This window comes from Micromonospora sp. RTBAU3-60 (genome assembly GCF_054963695.1).
In genome coordinates this window covers 148,236-164,059 of sequence record NZ_JBUEGB010000013.1, presented here as the reverse complement: position 1 = coordinate 164,059, position 15,824 = coordinate 148,236, and the positions used below count along the sequence as shown (strand labels likewise).

The following is a 15,824-nucleotide window of genomic DNA, read 5'->3' as shown; positions in this document are numbered from 1 at the left end:
GTGAGCGCAGCCCCGATCAGCAGGTACGACGGGGGTCAGGTCTCCAGCGTGCAGGTCCGGTTGACCTCGGACCGGGTGCGCCGGTGGGAGTTCGGCGGGGCCTCGTTCACCCGCCGTGGGTACGACCCGGCGGACGTGGACCGGTTCCGGATGCAGGTGGCCGACGAGCTGGATGTGCTGGCGACGCAGGTGGCGAACCTGCGGGCGGAGAACGAGCGGCTCAACGACCACCTGGAGCTGCACCGGCACGGGGTGATCCCGAGCACGGGGGCGGCGGCGAAGATGCCCGCGGCGAAGGAGGTCAACCTGCTGTCGGCGGCGCAGCGGGAGGCCGAGCAGATCATCGCTCAGGCGCACGACTACGCGCAGCGGGTGGCCGAGTACGCGCGGATGCAGTACGAGAGCTACATGCGGGCGGCGGCGGAGGAGGCGAAGCAGGAAGCCGAGCGGGCGGTGGCGGACTACCGCAGCAGCGCCGGCGCGAACTTCGAGGACTCCGTGGCGGCGCGGGAGGCGTTGCGGATCTTCGGCGAGATGATGATCTCGCACATGCAGGCGGCGGCCCGGCACCTCGACAACGGCAGCGAGCAGTTGTCGCGGACCATGGAGCGGATCGCCGCGGAGGTCGCCGGCGGGGCGCCGCCGGCCGCGGCCGCGCGGGTCGGCGGTGGCGCGCCGGCCGGTGCCGCGCCGGTGGGCGGCGGCCGGGTGCGGGTGGCGTTGCCGCCCCGCCACCAGCAGCGCTGAACCGCGGGTCGGCCCGCCACGACGGTGGGCCGACCCGCCGCGACCCGTAGGGCGGCGACCCGCTTGCGTTCTGCGCGCGCCGGCCGCGTCCTTCTCGGCGGCGGAGCGCCGGACCGCAGTGGTCGGCGTCAGCCGGGCACGGCGGCGCGGACCGCGTCGGCGATCGGTGTCTCCCCGCCGACGAGTTCGAGCGTGAGGCCGGCGGTGGCCGGCTCGTACAGCAGCGCGAGCACGACGCGGGCCACGTCGGCGCGGGTGACCTCACCAGGGTCGACGTGCGGGGCTAGGGTGATCCGACCGACGGGCTCGTCGTCGGTGAGCCGCCCGGGCCGCACCACGGTCACCTCGAGGTCCCGCGCGACCACCTCCTGCTCGGCGGCCTTCTTTGCCCGCAGGTACGCCACCCACACCTCGTCACTGCCGGGCGCGGGCGGCCGGCCCACGCCGATGGACGAGACGAGCAGGTAGCGGCGGACGCCGGCGCGCTGGGCGGCGTCGGCGAGCAGCACCGCGGCGGCCCGGTCGACGGTGTCCTTGCGGGCGGCGCCGCTGCCCGGTCCGGCGCCGGCGGCGAAGACCACCGCGTCCGCGCCGGCGAGGTGGGCGGCGACGGTGTCGACGTCGGTGTGTTCCAGGTCGGCGACGACCGGTTCGGCGCCGGCGGCGCGCAGCGCGGCGGCATGGTCGGGGTTGCGGATCAGCCCCACCGCGGTGTCGCCGCGCCCGGCGAGTTCCCGTTCCAGCAGCTTGGCGATCTTGCCGTGGCCTCCGGCGATGACGACGCGCATACGCCCCAACCTAGTCGCCGCCTGGTGCGCCCGCCGGGCGAGCCGCAACCCCCGCCGGCCCGGGCGCGGCCCGGTCGGGTGAGGGCGGTCACCCGGTGGGAGCTGGGGCGACAGTTGAGGCAGCATGGACGGGTGACGGAGATCGACGCGTTGGCGCGGCTGGTCGGCGGCGGGGGCGTGGTGGTGCTCAGCGGGGCCGGGTTGTCCACCGAGTCGGGCATCCCGGACTACCGGGGGCCCAGCGGCGCCGCCCGCCGGCACACCCCGATGACCTACCAGGCGTTCACCCGGGAGGCGGACGCGCGGCGGCGCTACTGGGCGCGCAGCCACCTGGGGTGGCGGCTGATCGCCCGGGCCGCCCCGAACGCCGGGCACCGGGCGGTGGCGCGGCTGCAGCAGGCGGGCCTGGTCGGCGGGCTCATCACGCAGAACGTCGACGGGTTGCACACCGCCGCCGGCAGCCGCGGGGTGATCGAGCTGCACGGCCGGCTCGACGAGGTGATCTGCCTGGACTGCGGCAACCTGACCTCCCGGGAGGAACTGGACCGGCGGCTGCGGGAGGCCAACCCGGATTTCGCCGCGCACGTCGCCCACGTCAACCCCGACGGTGACGTCGACCTGCCCGACGAGGCGGTGGCCGGGTTCCGCACCGTCGACTGCGGCATCTGCGGCACCGGCATGCTGAAACCGGACGTGGTGTTCTTCGGCGAGACGGTGCCCGCGCCCCGGGTGGCCGACTGTTTCGCCCTGGTCGAACGGGCCCGGGCGCTGCTGGTGCTCGGTTCCTCGTTGACGGTCATGTCGGGGCGGCGGTTCGTGATCCGGGCGGCGAAGCTCGGCATTCCGGTGGCCGTGGTCAACCAGGGGCCGACGCGCGGCGACGGGCACGCCACAGTGCGGGTGGACGCGCCGTTGGGTGCGGTGCTGCCCGCCCTGGCCGACCGGATCACCGGGCCGGACGCGGCCGCCGCGCCCCGGGCCGCCGGGGAGCCGGCCGTCGTGTAGGGCGCTGCCGGCGGGGTCGGACATGAGCCGGAAACCCGGTCGCTGGTAGCGTTGACCATGCCGGTACCACCCACGCGGGAGAGACCGCCCGGAAACCACCCGGACGGCGCCGAAGGGGCAGATTCCTCCCCGGAACCTCTCAGGCAAAAGGACCGCGTGGGCAGGCACTGTGGAGCGCGTCAGCGCGACTCAGGGGGAGGCCGACCCGTCGACCTCGCCCCGACAAGGAGCGCCGCGCATGACCGCAGAGCAGTTCGCCGACCGGCACATCGGCCCTGACCCCGGCGACGAGCGCCGGATGCTGGAGACCATCGGCTACAGCTCCATCGACGAGCTGATGGACGCGGCGATCCCCGAGGTGATCCGCTGGCACGGCACCCTGGACCTGCCGGCGCCGGCTAGTGAGCGGGAGGCCATCGCCGAGCTGCGTGCCCTGGCCGCCCGCAACACCGTCGCCGTGTCGATGATCGGGCTGGGCTACCACGGCACCCACACCCCGGCGGTGATCCGCCGCAACGTGCTGGAGAACCCGGCCTGGTACACGGCGTACACGCCGTACCAGCCGGAGATCAGCCAGGGCCGGCTGGAGGCGCTGCTGAACTTCCAGACGATGGTCACCGACCTGACCGGGTTGGCCACCGCGAACGCGTCGATGCTCGACGAGGGCACCGCCGCGGCGGAGGCGATGACCCTCGCCCGCCGCGCGGCCAAGAGCAAGAGCCCGGTGTACGTGGTGGACGCCGACACGCTGCCGCAGACCATCGCGGTGATCACCAGCCGGGCCGAGCCGCTCGGCATCGAGGTGCGGGTGCTCGACGTCGCGCGCGACGAGCTGCCCGGTGAGTTCTTCGGCCTGCACCTGCAGTACCCGGGCGCGTCCGGGGCGGTCCGCGACCACGCCGGCCTGGTCGAGGCCGCGCACCAGGTCGGGGCGCTCGTCACCGTCGCCGCGGACCTGCTGGCGTTGACGCTGCTGCGCGCGCCGGGTGAGATCGGCGCCGACATCGCCGCCGGCACCACCCAGCGGTTCGGCGTGCCGATGGGCTTCGGTGGGCCCCACGCCGGCTACCTGGCGGTGCGGGCGGGCCTGGAGCGGATGCTGCCCGGCCGCCTCGTGGGGGTGTCGAAGGACGCCGACGGCAACCGGGCGTACCGGCTGGCGTTGCAGACCCGGGAGCAGCACATCCGGCGGGAGAAGGCGACCAGCAACATCTGCACCGCGCAGGTGCTGCTGGCGGTGATGGCCGGCATGTACGCGGTCTACCACGGCCCGGACGGGTTGCGGGCGATCGCCCGGCGTACCCATGAGATGGCGGCGCGGCTCGCGGCCGGGCTGCGCGCCGGCGGCGTGCAGGTCGCGGACGTGGCGTTCTTCGACACGGTCACCGTGACGGTGCCGGGGCGGGCGGCCGAGGTGGTCGCCGCCGCGGCCGAGCGGAACGTGAACCTGCGGCTGGTCGACGCCGACCGGGTGGGGATCTCCTGCGACGAGACGACCACGCGAGCGCACCTGGCGGCCGTGTGGGCGGCGTTCGGGGTCGACGGGGTCGACGGCGACGTGGACGCGGCGCTGCCGCCGGGGCTGGCCCGCACGTCGGACTTCCTCACCCACCCGGTGTTCCGCAGCCACCACTCCGAGACGGCGATGCTGCGCTACCTGCGGCGGCTGGCCGACTTCGACTACGCGCTGGATCGGGGCATGATCCCGCTGGGGTCGTGCACGATGAAGCTGAACGCCACCACCGAGATGGAGGCGATCACCTGGCCGGAGTTCGCCCACCTGCACCCGTTCGCGCCGGTGGAGCAGACGGCCGGATACCGGGAGCTGATCGGCCAGCTGGAGGGCTGGCTGGCGGAGGTGACCGGGTACGACGCGGTCAGCGTGCAGCCCAACGCCGGCTCGCAGGGGGAGCTGGCGGGTCTGCTGGCGATCCGGGCGTACCACCGGCAGCGCGGGCAGGGGCACCGGGACGTGTGCCTGATCCCGTCGTCGGCGCACGGCACCAACGCGGCGTCGGCGGTGATGGCCGGGATGCGGGTGGTCGTGGTGGCCTGCGACGAGAACGGCAACGTCGACCTGGTCGACCTCGACGCGAAGATCGACAAGCATCGGGACGCGCTCGCCGCGATCATGGTGACGTACCCGTCGACGCACGGGGTGTACGAGACGGGCATCGCGCAGCTGTGCGCGAAGGTGCACGACGCCGGCGGCCAGGTGTACGTCGACGGGGCGAACCTCAACGCCCTCGTGGGGTTCGCCAAGCCGGGCCGGTTCGGGGCGGACGTGTCGCACCTGAACCTGCACAAGACGTTCTGCATCCCGCACGGCGGTGGTGGGCCGGGGGTGGGGCCGGTGGCGGTGCGGGCGCACCTGGCGCCGTTCCTGCCCGGTGACCCGGCCGAGGCGGTGCGGGAAGGCCAGCCGGCGATCTCGGCGGCCCGGTACGGGTCGGCGGGGATCCTGCCGATCCCGTGGGCGTACCTGCGGATGATGGGCGCCGAGGGGCTGACCCGGGCGACCGGGGTGGCGGTGCTCGCCGCGAACTACGTGGCGGCGCGGCTGCGGAACCACTTCCCGGTGCTGTACGCCGGCAACAAGGGCCTGGTGGCGCACGAGTGCATCCTGGACCTGCGGCCGCTGACCAAGGCGACCGGGGTCAGCGTGGACGACGTGGCGAAGCGGCTGATCGACTACGGGTTCCACGCGCCGACGATGTCGTTCCCGGTGGCGGGGACGCTGATGGTGGAGCCGACCGAGAGTGAGGACCTGGCCGAGCTGGACCGGTTCTGCGAGGCGCTGATCGCGATCCGGGCGGAGATCGACAAGGTGGCCTCGGGCGAGTGGCCGGGCGGGGACAATCCGCTGTCCAACGCCCCGCACACCGCGGCGATGGTGTCGGCCGACGAGTGGCCGCACCCGTACCCGCGGTCGGTGGGGGCGTACCCGGCTGCGGACCGGGTGGGGAAGTACTGGCCGCCGGTGCGGCGGATCGACGGCGCGTACGGCGACCGGAACCTGGTCTGCTCGTGCCCGTCACCGGAGGCGTTCGAGGACTGACGTGCAGGCGCCGGGGCGGTGCGGTTCGCCGCCCCGGCCGGTGGGGTTGGCGCCTATGCTCCTGACGGAGCGTGATCTGTCAGGCGACGAGGGCGTGTCGGGCGGGACCGCGGTGCGGGGCGATGGTGCTGCCGTCGGGGAGCAGTTCGCCGGTGTCCTCGAAGACGATGACGCCGTTGCAGAGCAGGCTCCAGCCCTGCTCACGGAAGCAGGCGATGACGCGGGCGGCTTCGCGGTCGGTCGCCTCAGCGGAGGGGCAGGTCGGTTGGTGCTGACACATCGGGTTCTCCGGACTGTGGGGGCGCTGTGTCATGGTTCACATGACCAGTGACGCACAGTACCAAGCGGAAGCGCGCGCTATCGAGCAGGCTTCCGCCTTGTTCACCCGAAATCGGCTGAACGTATGAGTGGAAACAAGCCGTACGGTGTGGAAGCGCTCCCACTGGGTGTGGTCGACGTGCCCGGCGTACCCGACGGTTGCCGGGGCCGGCTCGTGGAACGGGCCCGCCTGCAGTGGCACACCACCGACGGCGGCGACCCGGCCACGCTGGCACAGGAGTTCCTCGCCGCCCACGGGATCGCCCTGCACGACCTGGCCCGCCCCGGCGGGCACGACCCGTCCGGGGTGTGCGGCGCGGCCCTGCACCTGTCCGCCGCCGCCGGGGCCCTGACCGCCGGCGGCCCGCCGGGCGCGCCCAGCCCCGTGCCGGCGCTGCCGGACCTGGTGGTGGTCGTCTACGGGCACGCCGATCGGCCGCCCGCCCGCGCCGGCCGCCCAGCCGGTGGGGGCTGGCGGCTGGGGGACTGGCGGGACAGCTGGACGCCCCGCGCGCACGCCGACGCCGTCGCGGAGGTGCGCGCCGCCATCGGCCGCGGCGACGTCTACCAGGTCAACGTCGTCGGCCACGCCGCCGCCCCGTACGCCGGGGACCCGCTGCCCGCCCTGGCCCGGCTGGCCGCCCTGCCCGGCGCCCGCTACGGCGGCACCCTGTCCGGGGCCGGCTGGGCGATCGGCTGCGCCTCCCCGGAGACGCTGGTCGCCCTCGAGGGCGGCCGGCTGGTCACCCGGCCGATCAAGGGCACCCGCCCGGCCACCCCCGCCGGCCGCCGCGAGCTGCTCGCCTCCGCGAAGGAACGCGCCGAGCACGTGATGATCGTCGACCTGGAACGCAACGACCTGGCCCGGGTGGCCCGCACCGGTTCGGTGCGGGTGGACGAGCTGTTCGCCGTACGCCGGTGGTGTGACCTGTGGCAGGCGGAGTCGACGGTGTCGGCGGCGCCCGCCGACGGGCTGGGCCTGGCCGAGCTGCTGCGCGCGGTGTGCCCCGGCGGGTCGGTGACCGGCGCCCCGAAACTCGCCGCGCTGGAGCGGATCGCGGCCCTGGAACCGGTCGGGCGGGGCGCCAGCATGGGCGCGCTCGGCTGGGTCGGGCCCGGCCGGCTCGACCTGGGGCTGACCATCCGCACCGCCGCGGCCGACGCCGACCGGCTGCACCTGTGGGCCGGCGGCGGCATCACCTGGGGCAGCGACCCGGCGGCCGAGGTCGCCGAGGCGGCGGCCAAGGCCGCCCCGGTGCGCGCGCTGCTCACCGCCGGCTGACGCACCGCGCCCGGCCGCCGGGCCGGCTGCTCGTCGTCGCCGGCTGGCCGGCGGTGGGCCGTGCTCCGGGGTGTCCACCGCGACGTGCACGGTGAGCTGCGGGCCCGGGCGGGCCGGGAGCGGGGCGCACGGGTCGGTCAGGCGCGGGCGAAGGCGTCCAGGGCGGCGACCACCCGTTCGCCCACGCCGTGGCCGCTGCCGTGGCCGCCGGACTCCACGATCTCCAGGCGGGCGTCCGGCCAGTCGCGGGTGAGCTGCCAGGCGATGTCCGGCGGGCCGCTGACGTCGAGGCGGCCCTGCACCAGCACGCCGGGGATGCCGGCGAGCTTGCCGGCGTCGCGCAGCAGTTGCCCGTCGGGCAGGAAACCGAGGTTGCTGAAGTAGTGGGTTACCAGCCGGGTGAAGCAGGCCCGGAACACCGGGTCGGCGTAGCGGGGGCTGGGCTTGAACCCGCCGGCGAGACAGACGTGCACGTCCTCCCAGGCGCACCAGTCGCGGGCGGCCCGGTCCCGCACCGCCGGGTCGGGGTCGTTGACCAGCCGGGCGTACGCGGCGGACAGGTCACCGTCGCGGTCGGCCTCGGGCACGCCGTCGCGGAACCGGGCCCACTCCTGCGGGAAGATCCGCCCCATGTCCCGGGTCACCCAGTCGATCTCGCGGCGGGTGTTGGCGACCACGCTGAACAGCACCAGCGCGGTGACCCGGTCCGGGTGGCGCTGCGCGTACGCCAGGGACAGCGAGGAGCCCCAGGAGGCGCCGCAGAGCAGCCACCGGTCGACGTCGAGGTGCTCGCGCAGCCGTTGCATGTCGGCGAGCAGGTGGGCGGTGGTGTTGACCGACAGGTCCACGGCCGGGTCGCTGGCGTGCGGGGTGCTGCGCCCGCAGCCACGCTGGTCGAACAGGATGATCCGGTAGGCGGCCGGGTCGCACAGCCGTCGCCACGACGCGGTGGCGCCCGAGCCGGGACCGCCGTGCACCATCAGGACCGGCCGGCCGTGCGGGTTGCCGCAGGTCTCCCAGTAGACGTGCTGGCCGTCGCCGACGTCGAGCATGCCGTGCGCGTACGGCTCGATCTCCGGATACATGCGGTTTCCCTCCCACGCCCAGATGCAACAGCGCTGTTACATTAGCGGACGTGACCGCCACCCCCGACCGCGAGGCGCTCGGCACCCTGCTGCGCCACGTCCTGGAACTGCTCGACGGCGACGTCGCCGCCGTCTACACCGGCCTGGACCTGGCCGACTACCGGCCCCGATACTCACCGCTGGTGCGGGTGCTCGTCGCCGACGGGCCGCTGCCCATCCGGGACCTTGCCGCCCGGGTCGGGGTCACCCACTCCGCGGCCAGCCAGACCGTCGCCCAGATGAGCCGCGCCGGCCTGGTCGCCCTCACCCCGGGCGCCGACGCCCGGCAGCGCATCGTCACCCTCACCGACCGGGCCCGCGCCCTGCTGCCCGTCATCGAGGCCGAGTGGGCGGCCACCACCACCGCCATGCGGCAGCTCGACGCCGAACTGCCCGTACCCCTGGCCGACGAGCTGTACGCGGTCCTCGCGGCGCTGCGCCGCCGCCCGCTGCGCGAGCGCATCGCCGACACCGGCCTGGCCCCACCGACCGGCCGGCCTGAGCCGACCCCGCCGACGGACCCCCGGGCGCGCGCGCAACGGTAACGAGCCGGATAGCCTTCCGGGCATGACTATGCGCCCGATCCGGATCATCGGCGACCCCGTGCTGCGCACCCCCTGCGAGCCGGTGACCAGCTTCGACGCCGAACTGCGCGCGCTCGTGCAGGATCTGATGGACACGCTGCTCGGCGCGCCCGGCCGGGCCGGGGTGGCCGCCCCGCAGATCGGGGTGAGCGCACAGGTGTTCGTCTACGACGCCGACGGCCACCGCGGCCACCTGGTCAACCCCAGGCTGGAGCTGTCCACGGAACTGCAGGACGACGACGAGGGCTGCCTGTCCATTCCCGGGCTGTACTTCCCGACCAGGCGGGCCATGCACGCCACCGCGCACGGCTTCGACCAGCACGGCCAGCCGCTGACCATCTCCGGCAGCGGATTCCTGGCCCGCGCGCTGCAGCACGAGACCGACCACCTGCACGGCCGCCTGTACGTGGACACGCTGCGCGGGGACACCCGCCGCCGGGCGCTGCGGGAGATCCGCGCCGGGCGGTTCGACTCGCCCAGCCGGGGGCTGTGACGACGCGGGGGTGGCCGCCCGGCCACCCCCGCGCCCGCTCACCGGCTCACTTGGGCGGCGGGGCCACCAGGCAGGTCGCCGTCGACCGGTTCCCGGCGTCGTCGACGCCGGTGATCACCGCGTCGCCGCGCAGGGTGACCTTGTAGTCGATGTCGCCGGTGCCGTCCTTGACCCGGGACTGCGCGCCCGGCGCCTGGACCAGCTTGATCTTCGTGCCGGCGGGGAACGGCCCGAACCGCACCGACGGGTCGGCGGCGTCCCCGATGTACACGTCGACCTTGGTGTCCACCAGGTCGGTGGCGGTCAGCTGGTAGAACCCGTCCGGGTTGTAGGAGCCGGGCTCATTCTCGCCGCTCGGGTTGTTCGTCGGCACGCACCGGGTGGTCGGGGCGGTGGTGTCGACCACCCGCATCACCGCGGTGTCGCTGCCGGTGTTGCCGGCGGCGTCGGTGGCGGTGCAGGTGACCGTGGTGGCGCCCAGCGGGAAGGTGCTCCCGGGCGGCGGCGCGCAGGTCGGGGTCAGCGGCCCGTCGACGTTGTCGGTGGCGCTGGCCGGATAGGTGATCACCGCGCCGGCGGGGCTGGTCGCCTCGACGGTCCGGTCGTCGACGACCACGGTCGGCGGGGTGACGTCGTTGACCTTCACGCTGATGTGCTCGACGAACGCCGGCCCGCCGGAGAGCCCGTTGAGCAGGAAGTCCACCGTGCAGTGCAGGGTGGCGCCCTGGGCGGCGTTTCCGGCCACCGTGATGGTCTCGGCGAACGGCACGTCGGTGCCGCTCTGCTGGGTGCGCGACGCCGCGTCGAAGCTGACCGACAGGCCCGGATCGCAGGAGGTCACGGTCGGGGTGACGGTGACGTCGAGGTCCCGCAGCCCGCTGAGGATCGCGGCGGTCACCGTGTCCGGGGCGCTGCCGACCACCTGGCCGCCGGTGGCGGCGGCCACGCTGCTGGCCTGGCCGGTGGCGTTCAGGCCGCCGCCCCCGCCGGTGACGTCAACCGCGAGCACCCGGGCGGTGTCGGCCTGCAACGCGGCGGTGGCCTGCGCGAGGGTGTGCCCGGCGCTGGGATCGTGGCTGGGGGCGTCGCCGACCAGCACCACGATCCGGCTGCTGCCCGACCGGTAGGCGATCGCGCCGTCGGAGACCTGGAACAGGGCGTTCACCCACGCCTCCGGGATGTCGCCGCCGCCGCCGGCGGCCAGCCCGTCCACGGCGGTCTGCAGGGCGGTGGCGTCGGCGGTGAGGTTCTGCCGGACCCGGAACAGCTCCGGCCCGTCGCCCTCGTCCCGGTAGGAGGCGACCGCGAACTCGGCGCTGGGCTGCGCGGCGCGGACGTCGTTGATCACCTGCTGGAGGTTGGTCCGGACGTTGGCGATCGCCGGACCCATGCTGCCGGTCGTGTCGACCAGCAGCACCACGTCCGGCTGCGGCGGGATCGGCGGGGTCGAGACGACCTTGCTGATCGGGATCGTGGCGCCGGGGTCGGCGGACCGGTCCACCGTGCCCGGGTCAACTCCCGGGGCTGCCCAGGCGGGGGCCGCCACGGCGGTCACCATCGCGGTCACGGCGGCGACGGTCACCCCCCTGACGCGCCCGCGGGGCACTGCTGTGAAACCCATCGTCGTGTCTCCTTCAGCTCCGGCCGCGCCCGCCCCGGGCGCGGCCTCGAAGGCAGACGCTAGGCGCTCCGGCGGCGCCGTCCGGTCCGACACATGCGCAGGTCAGCGTCGGGTTGTTGACCCGGCGTGGTGGCTGGACAGGGGAGAATCGCCGGCCGCCCGGTCACGCGCGGCGGTGCAGCGCGCACTCGGTGAAGTCGGCGACCCGGGTGAAGCCGAGCCGCTCGTAGAGGCGCACCGCGGCGGTGTTGTCGGCCCGGACGTTGAGCGTCACGTGCTCCACCCGGGCGCGCAGCCGGGCGCAGAGCGCGGCCACCGCCGCGCCGGCCAGCCCGCGGCCGCGGGCCCGGGGGTGGGTGGTGACGTTGCCCAGGGCGGCCACCCGCCAGGTGGGGGACCAGACGTGCACCCCGGCCACGGTGACCAGCTCGCCGGCCTCCCGGATCCCCACGTACTGGCCGGTGTCCAGCATCCGCGGGTCGAACCAGTTGCCCGGGTAGGCGACCGCGTACAGGTCGAGCAGCGCCGGCAGGTCGGACCGGTCGAGCACCTCCCCGGCCGCGTCGGCTCGGGCCAGCCGGTCCGGGTCGGTCAACGCCATCCGGTGGTGCACGGCCGCGTCGGACACCTCGTACCAGCGGGCCACGGTGGCGTCCAGGCCGGGGGACAGGTGCGCCCACAGCCGGGCCGGCAGCACCGGGGCGAGCTCGCCCAGCAGCGCCGCCAGCTCCCCGGTCCGCTCCGGGGCGGTGAACGCCAGCAGCGTCGGCAGGTCGACGCCGTGGTAGAGCAGCGCCACCTGGTCGCCGCGGCGGTACCACGAGGTGTACGGCCAGAAGAAGTCGTCCAGGTCGCCCAGCTGGTAGGCGTGCAGCACCGGGTCCCGGCTCAGCAGGTCGGCCAGGACGGCCCGGTCGTGTTCGGCGCGTACGGGCATCCTCCCATGATCACACGGCGGTGGTCAGCAGCCGCCCGCGCGTCCCGCCTCGGCCGGCAGGTGGTCGTGGGCCCAGCGGGCCAGGGCGTCCAGGGCCGGCAGCAGGGCGGCTCCCGGGTCGGTGAGCTGGTAGCTGACCCCCACCGGCGGCCCCTCCCGCACGGTGCGGGACACCAGGCCCACCCGGCACAGCTCACCGAGCCGGTCCGACAGCACCGACTCGCTGATCCCGGGCAGCGCCCGGGCCAGCTCCGCGAAGCCGGCGGGACCGTTGGCGAGCACGCCCAGCAGCATCCCGTTCCAGCGTTTGCCGAGGAACGCGAAGGCCCGGGCCAGGCCGGCGTCGCAGGCGTGGGCGGCAGCGCTCACCTGGGGCCTCGTCGTCATGCCCTCAGGATACGCGCTACCCTCGCCCTGCAAGGCACTACTAAAAAGCTAGCTGCTCCCTTCCTCGGAGCAGCCCGGCTGAAGCGAGGAGCATATGAGCGATCTGATCACCCTGCACCCCGAGGCGCAGGCCCAACTGTTCACCGACGCCCGCACCGCCAACACGTTCACCGACGAACCGGTCAGCGACGCGCAGCTGCGCGCCATCTTCGAACTCGCCAAGTACCCGCCCACCGCCGCCAACACCCAGCCGCTGCGGGTGCTGTTCGTCCGCCAGGGTGAGCCCCGCGAGCGGCTGCTCACCCACATGGCCGACGGCAACCGCGCCAAGACCGCCACCGCGCCGGTCGTCGCCGTCCTCGCCGCCGACACCGACTTCCACGAGTTCGTCCCACGGGTCTTCCCGATCCGCCCGCAGATGCGCGACTCCCTCGCCGAGGACCCCGCCGGCCGCGAACAGATGGCCCGGTTCAACGCCACCCTGCAGATCGGCTACTGGCTGTTCGCCGTGCGCGCCGCCGGCCTCGCCGCCGGACCGATGGCCGGCTTCGACGCCGCCGGGGTGGACAAGGAGTTCTTCGCCGACAGCGCCTGGAAGTCCCTGCTCGTGGTCAACATCGGCAAGCCCGGCCCGGACGCCTGGTTCCCCCGGCTGCCCCGCCTCGACTACGACGACGTGGTGCGGCACGCCTGAGCAGCCGGCTCAGGCCGCCCGCCACTGGTCGTAGCCCAGCTTCGCCACCAGGGCCAGCACCACGACCAGCAGCACCACCCGCACGAAGCCGGCGCCGCGCCGCAGCGCCATCCGCGCGCCCAGCGCGGCGCCGGCGACGTTGCACACCGCCATCCCCGCACCGAGCAGCCACCACACGTGCCCGGTCGCCGCGAACACCACCAGCGCGCCCAGGTTCGTGCCCGCGTTGACCACCTTCGCCAGCGCCGAACCGTGCACGAAGTCCGCGCCGATCAGCGCGGTGAACGCCAGCACCAGGAAGGTGCCCGTGCCCGGGCCGATCAGCCCGTCGTAGAGGGCGATGCCGACCCCGGCCACCGCCACCGCGGCCGTCACCCGCGCCGGCGTACGCCGGTGCGGCTGCGACACCACCCCCAGCCGTGGCCGGGTCAGCACGAACACCGCCACCGCGACCAGCACCACCAGCACCACCGGCCGGTACGCGCCCGCCGGCACCGCCCCCGCCAGGGCCGCGCCCAGCCCGGCGGTCAGCACCGCCAACCCCGCGGCCGGCCCGGCCACCGCCCAGTCCAGCTTGGTGCGCCGCGCGTACGTCGCCGCGGCGGTGGACGTGCCGAAGATCGCGGCCAGCTTGTTCGTGCCCAACGCCGTCGCCACCGGCACACCCGGAGCGGCCACCAGCAGCGCCGGCAACAGCAACAGGCCACCGCCGCCGACCACCGCGTCCACCCAGCCCGCCATGGCGGCCGCGGTCAGCAGGGTGGTCAACGACAGGGGGTCCACGGGCGGCCATTCTGCCGACCCCCACCGCCCCGACGAGAGCCGCTGTGGCCAGGCTCACCGCCGCTCAGCGGCCCCGCAGCCGCCGCAACCACAGACCGGCCGCCGCCACCGCCACGAACACCAGGATCGAACAGACCAACGCCTTGAGCACCCGGCAAGCCTGCCACGGCGTCGTAGGGTGTCCAGGTGCGCCTGGCCACGTTCAATCTGCTGCACGGCCGGTCCCTCACCGACGGACTCGTCGACCCCGACCGGCTGGCCGCCGCCGTCACCGCACTCGACGCCGACGTCCTCGCCCTGCAGGAGGTCGACCGCGACCAGTCCCGCAGCGGCAACCTCGACCTCACCGCGATCGCCGCCCGCGCCCTCGACGCCCCCGAACACCGGTTCGCCGCCGCCGTCGTCGGCACCCCCGGCGAAGCGTTCCGCCCGCTGACCCACGACGACGACGGGCACGGCGAACCCTGCTACGGCGTCGGGCTGGTCAGCCGCCACCCGGTGCGCTCCTGGCAGGTCACCCGGCTGCGTCCCGCCCCCGTCCGCTCCCCGGTCTACGTTCCCGGCCCCGGCGGCGGGCTGGTGCTGCTGCGCGACGAACCCCGGGTGGTCCTCGCCGCCGTGCTGGACACCCCGTACGGGCCGCTCACCGTCGCCGCCACCCACCTGTCCTTCGTCCCCGGCTGGAACGTCCTGCAACTGCGCCGCGTGGTGCGGGCGCTGCGCACCCTGCCCGCCCCGCGGATCCTGCTCGGCGACCTGAACCTGCCCGCCGGCCCCGCCGCCCTGCTGTCCCGGTGGCGTCCCCTCGGCCGGCACGCCACCTACCCGGCCGGGCAGCCCCGCGTGCAGCTCGACCACATCCTCGCCGACCGGCAGGGCCGGGACCGCCTGCCGCCCGTCACCGCCGTGCACACCCCGCTGTCGACCATCTCCGACCACCGGCCGCTGCTGGTCGACGTCGGCTAGCTCGCAGCAAACCCCCAGCCACCGCCCCTACCGTCGGCTGTGCCCGGGTGCGACGGAACACCGAATCCTGTCCGGTCGGCCCGGCGCCCGTGATAGCGATGGGAGGACGAGGGGAGGGGCCAGCCATGTCGCTGACCGGCCTGCCGCTGCTCACCGCGGTCGCCGTCCTCGCCGTCGGCGCCGCCGTCGTCACCGCCCGCACCTGGCACCGCCGTGGCCGCGGCCGGGCCCTCACCCGAGCAGCCGCCGTCCTGCTCACCGAGGTGCTCGCCCTGCTGGCCGTCGGCCTCGCGGTCAACCGGGCCGAACAGTTCTATCCCACCTGGGGTGACCTGCTGCCCGCGGGCACCGGCCGCCACGACACCGAACCCGCCCGGGCCGGGCGCCTCGACCGCTGGCTCGCCAGCCGGAGTCCGACTCCCACCGCCCCCGTCGCGTTTCCGTGGCACCCGCCGCGCGGCGGCCGCTGGCCGGTCACCGCCGCCCCCACCGTCGTCGTCCCCGCCGACTACCCGCAGCACCCCACCCGGCGGTACCCGGTGATCGCCGTCCTCGCCGACCACACCACCGGCCCCGGGGAGGTCACCGCCGCCCGCACGGTCGAGCAGGACACCGGGCCGGTGATCGTCGTGTTCACCCACCTGCGGCCCGGCGCCGGGCGGACCGTGCTCACCGAGGCCCTGCCCGCCGGCCTCGCCCGCGACCTGCGGGTCACCAGCCACAGCTGGGCGCTGATCGCCCCGGCCGACCTGGCCGGGCTCGCCCGGGACGTCGTGCGCGCCGCACCCGCCCGCTATCCCGCCCTCGCCCTCGTCGACGACGCGCCGGAGCCCACCGGCCTGGCCGTCCCGGCCGACCTGCCCGCCACGGAGACCGTCGCCGTCATCGGCGCGTCCACCCACCACCCCGGCCGCCCCGCCGACCGGCTCGCCGTCGCCCTGCGCTGGGCGTGCCGGCAGACGCCCGTACCTCTGGACGGGCCGGCGCCGCTGATCCCACCGCCCCCGCAGGCCGGCTCGCCGAGCACCGGAGGCTGA

16 protein-coding genes and 1 riboswitch are annotated in these 15,824 nt (G+C 75.0%); of the genes, 9 read left to right on the top strand and 7 right to left on the bottom strand.

What is annotated here, in order from left to right; genetic code table 11:
- Positions 1-747, top strand: a complete 747-nt coding sequence (locus ACY34I_RS15900; protein WP_462755799.1) for a DivIVA domain-containing protein — start codon at positions 1-3, stop codon at positions 745-747.
- A 128-nt stretch (positions 748-875) separates the two neighbouring features.
- On the opposite strand, the gene ACY34I_RS15895 is transcribed toward ACY34I_RS15900, so the two are convergent.
- Positions 876-1,535: an NAD(P)H-binding protein gene (locus tag ACY34I_RS15895; RefSeq protein WP_462755798.1), complete on the bottom strand. Its 660-nt coding sequence runs from the start codon at positions 1,533-1,535 to the stop codon at positions 876-878.
- Between the two features lie 132 nt (positions 1,536-1,667).
- On the opposite strand from ACY34I_RS15895, the gene ACY34I_RS15890 reads away from it, so the two are divergent.
- Together ACY34I_RS15890 and gcvP are read left to right on the top strand one after the other, a co-directional pair.
- The gene (locus ACY34I_RS15890; RefSeq protein ID WP_462755797.1) at positions 1,668-2,540 is read left to right on the top strand and encodes an NAD-dependent protein deacetylase; all 873 of its coding nucleotides are present in this window, start codon (positions 1,668-1,670) and stop codon (positions 2,538-2,540) included.
- Positions 2,541-2,605: 65 nt separating this feature from the next.
- Positions 2,606-2,705, top strand: a riboswitch (glycine riboswitch).
- A gap of 73 nt (positions 2,706-2,778) precedes the next feature.
- On the top strand, positions 2,779-5,598 hold the full coding sequence (gene gcvP / locus ACY34I_RS15885) for an aminomethyl-transferring glycine dehydrogenase (RefSeq protein ID WP_462755796.1): 2,820 nt from the start codon (positions 2,779-2,781) through the stop codon (positions 5,596-5,598).
- A gap of 79 nt (positions 5,599-5,677) precedes the next feature.
- Here gcvP and ACY34I_RS15880 read toward each other — a convergent pair whose 3' ends face one another.
- Positions 5,678-5,878: a DUF5999 family protein gene (locus ACY34I_RS15880; RefSeq protein WP_088962150.1), complete on the bottom strand. Its 201-nt coding sequence runs from the start codon at positions 5,876-5,878 to the stop codon at positions 5,678-5,680.
- A gap of 123 nt (positions 5,879-6,001) precedes the next feature.
- Here ACY34I_RS15880 and ACY34I_RS15875 point away from each other — a divergent pair, with 123 nt between their 5' ends.
- Entirely contained in the window at positions 6,002-7,198 is a 1,197-nt protein-coding gene (locus tag ACY34I_RS15875; RefSeq protein WP_462755795.1) for a chorismate-binding protein, read from the top strand.
- A gap of 137 nt (positions 7,199-7,335) precedes the next feature.
- Here the strand turns inward: ACY34I_RS15875 and pip are convergent, their stop codons facing one another.
- Positions 7,336-8,283, bottom strand: a complete 948-nt coding sequence (gene pip / locus ACY34I_RS15870) for a prolyl aminopeptidase (RefSeq protein WP_148801261.1) — start codon at positions 8,281-8,283, stop codon at positions 7,336-7,338.
- 50 nt (positions 8,284-8,333) lie between these two features.
- Here pip and ACY34I_RS15865 point away from each other — a divergent pair, with 50 nt between their 5' ends.
- Positions 8,334-8,867 (top strand): MarR family winged helix-turn-helix transcriptional regulator, encoded by a 534-nt coding sequence (locus ACY34I_RS15865; protein ID WP_462755794.1) that lies wholly within the window; start codon positions 8,334-8,336, stop codon positions 8,865-8,867.
- Between the two features lie 22 nt (positions 8,868-8,889).
- Positions 8,890-9,399, top strand: coding sequence for a peptide deformylase (def, locus tag ACY34I_RS15860; protein WP_462755793.1), 510 nt, complete (start codon positions 8,890-8,892; stop codon positions 9,397-9,399).
- 46 nt (positions 9,400-9,445) lie between these two features.
- On the opposite strand, the gene ACY34I_RS15855 is transcribed toward def, so the two are convergent.
- The 3 genes from ACY34I_RS15855 to ACY34I_RS15845 form a co-directional block, all read right to left on the bottom strand.
- Complete coding sequence (locus ACY34I_RS15855; protein WP_462755792.1) at positions 9,446-11,020, bottom strand: VWA domain-containing protein; 1,575 nt, start codon at positions 11,018-11,020, stop codon at positions 9,446-9,448.
- A 163-nt stretch (positions 11,021-11,183) separates the two neighbouring features.
- Positions 11,184-11,957 (bottom strand): GNAT family N-acetyltransferase, encoded by a 774-nt coding sequence (locus ACY34I_RS15850; RefSeq protein ID WP_462755791.1) that lies wholly within the window; start codon positions 11,955-11,957, stop codon positions 11,184-11,186.
- Between the two features lie 24 nt (positions 11,958-11,981).
- Entirely contained in the window at positions 11,982-12,344 is a 363-nt protein-coding gene (locus ACY34I_RS15845; RefSeq protein ID WP_148801266.1) for a winged helix-turn-helix transcriptional regulator, read from the bottom strand.
- 94 nt (positions 12,345-12,438) lie between these two features.
- On the opposite strand from ACY34I_RS15845, the gene ACY34I_RS15840 reads away from it, so the two are divergent.
- Positions 12,439-13,038 carry a malonic semialdehyde reductase gene (locus ACY34I_RS15840; RefSeq protein ID WP_148801267.1) on the top strand — a complete coding sequence of 200 codons (600 nt, stop codon included), beginning with the start codon at positions 12,439-12,441 and terminating at the stop codon, positions 13,036-13,038.
- A 9-nt stretch (positions 13,039-13,047) separates the two neighbouring features.
- Here the strand turns inward: ACY34I_RS15840 and ACY34I_RS15835 are convergent, their stop codons facing one another.
- A complete protein-coding gene (locus ACY34I_RS15835; RefSeq protein ID WP_264998584.1) occupies positions 13,048-13,821 on the bottom strand; it encodes a sulfite exporter TauE/SafE family protein in 774 nt (257 codons plus the stop codon).
- A gap of 186 nt (positions 13,822-14,007) precedes the next feature.
- On the opposite strand from ACY34I_RS15835, the gene ACY34I_RS15830 reads away from it, so the two are divergent.
- Both ACY34I_RS15830 and ACY34I_RS15825 read left to right on the top strand, forming a co-directional pair.
- The gene (locus ACY34I_RS15830) at positions 14,008-14,787 is read left to right on the top strand and encodes an endonuclease/exonuclease/phosphatase family protein (RefSeq protein ID WP_462755790.1); all 780 of its coding nucleotides are present in this window, start codon (positions 14,008-14,010) and stop codon (positions 14,785-14,787) included.
- 125 nt (positions 14,788-14,912) lie between these two features.
- On the top strand, positions 14,913-15,824 hold the full coding sequence (locus ACY34I_RS15825; protein WP_462755789.1) for a hypothetical protein: 912 nt from the start codon (positions 14,913-14,915) through the stop codon (positions 15,822-15,824).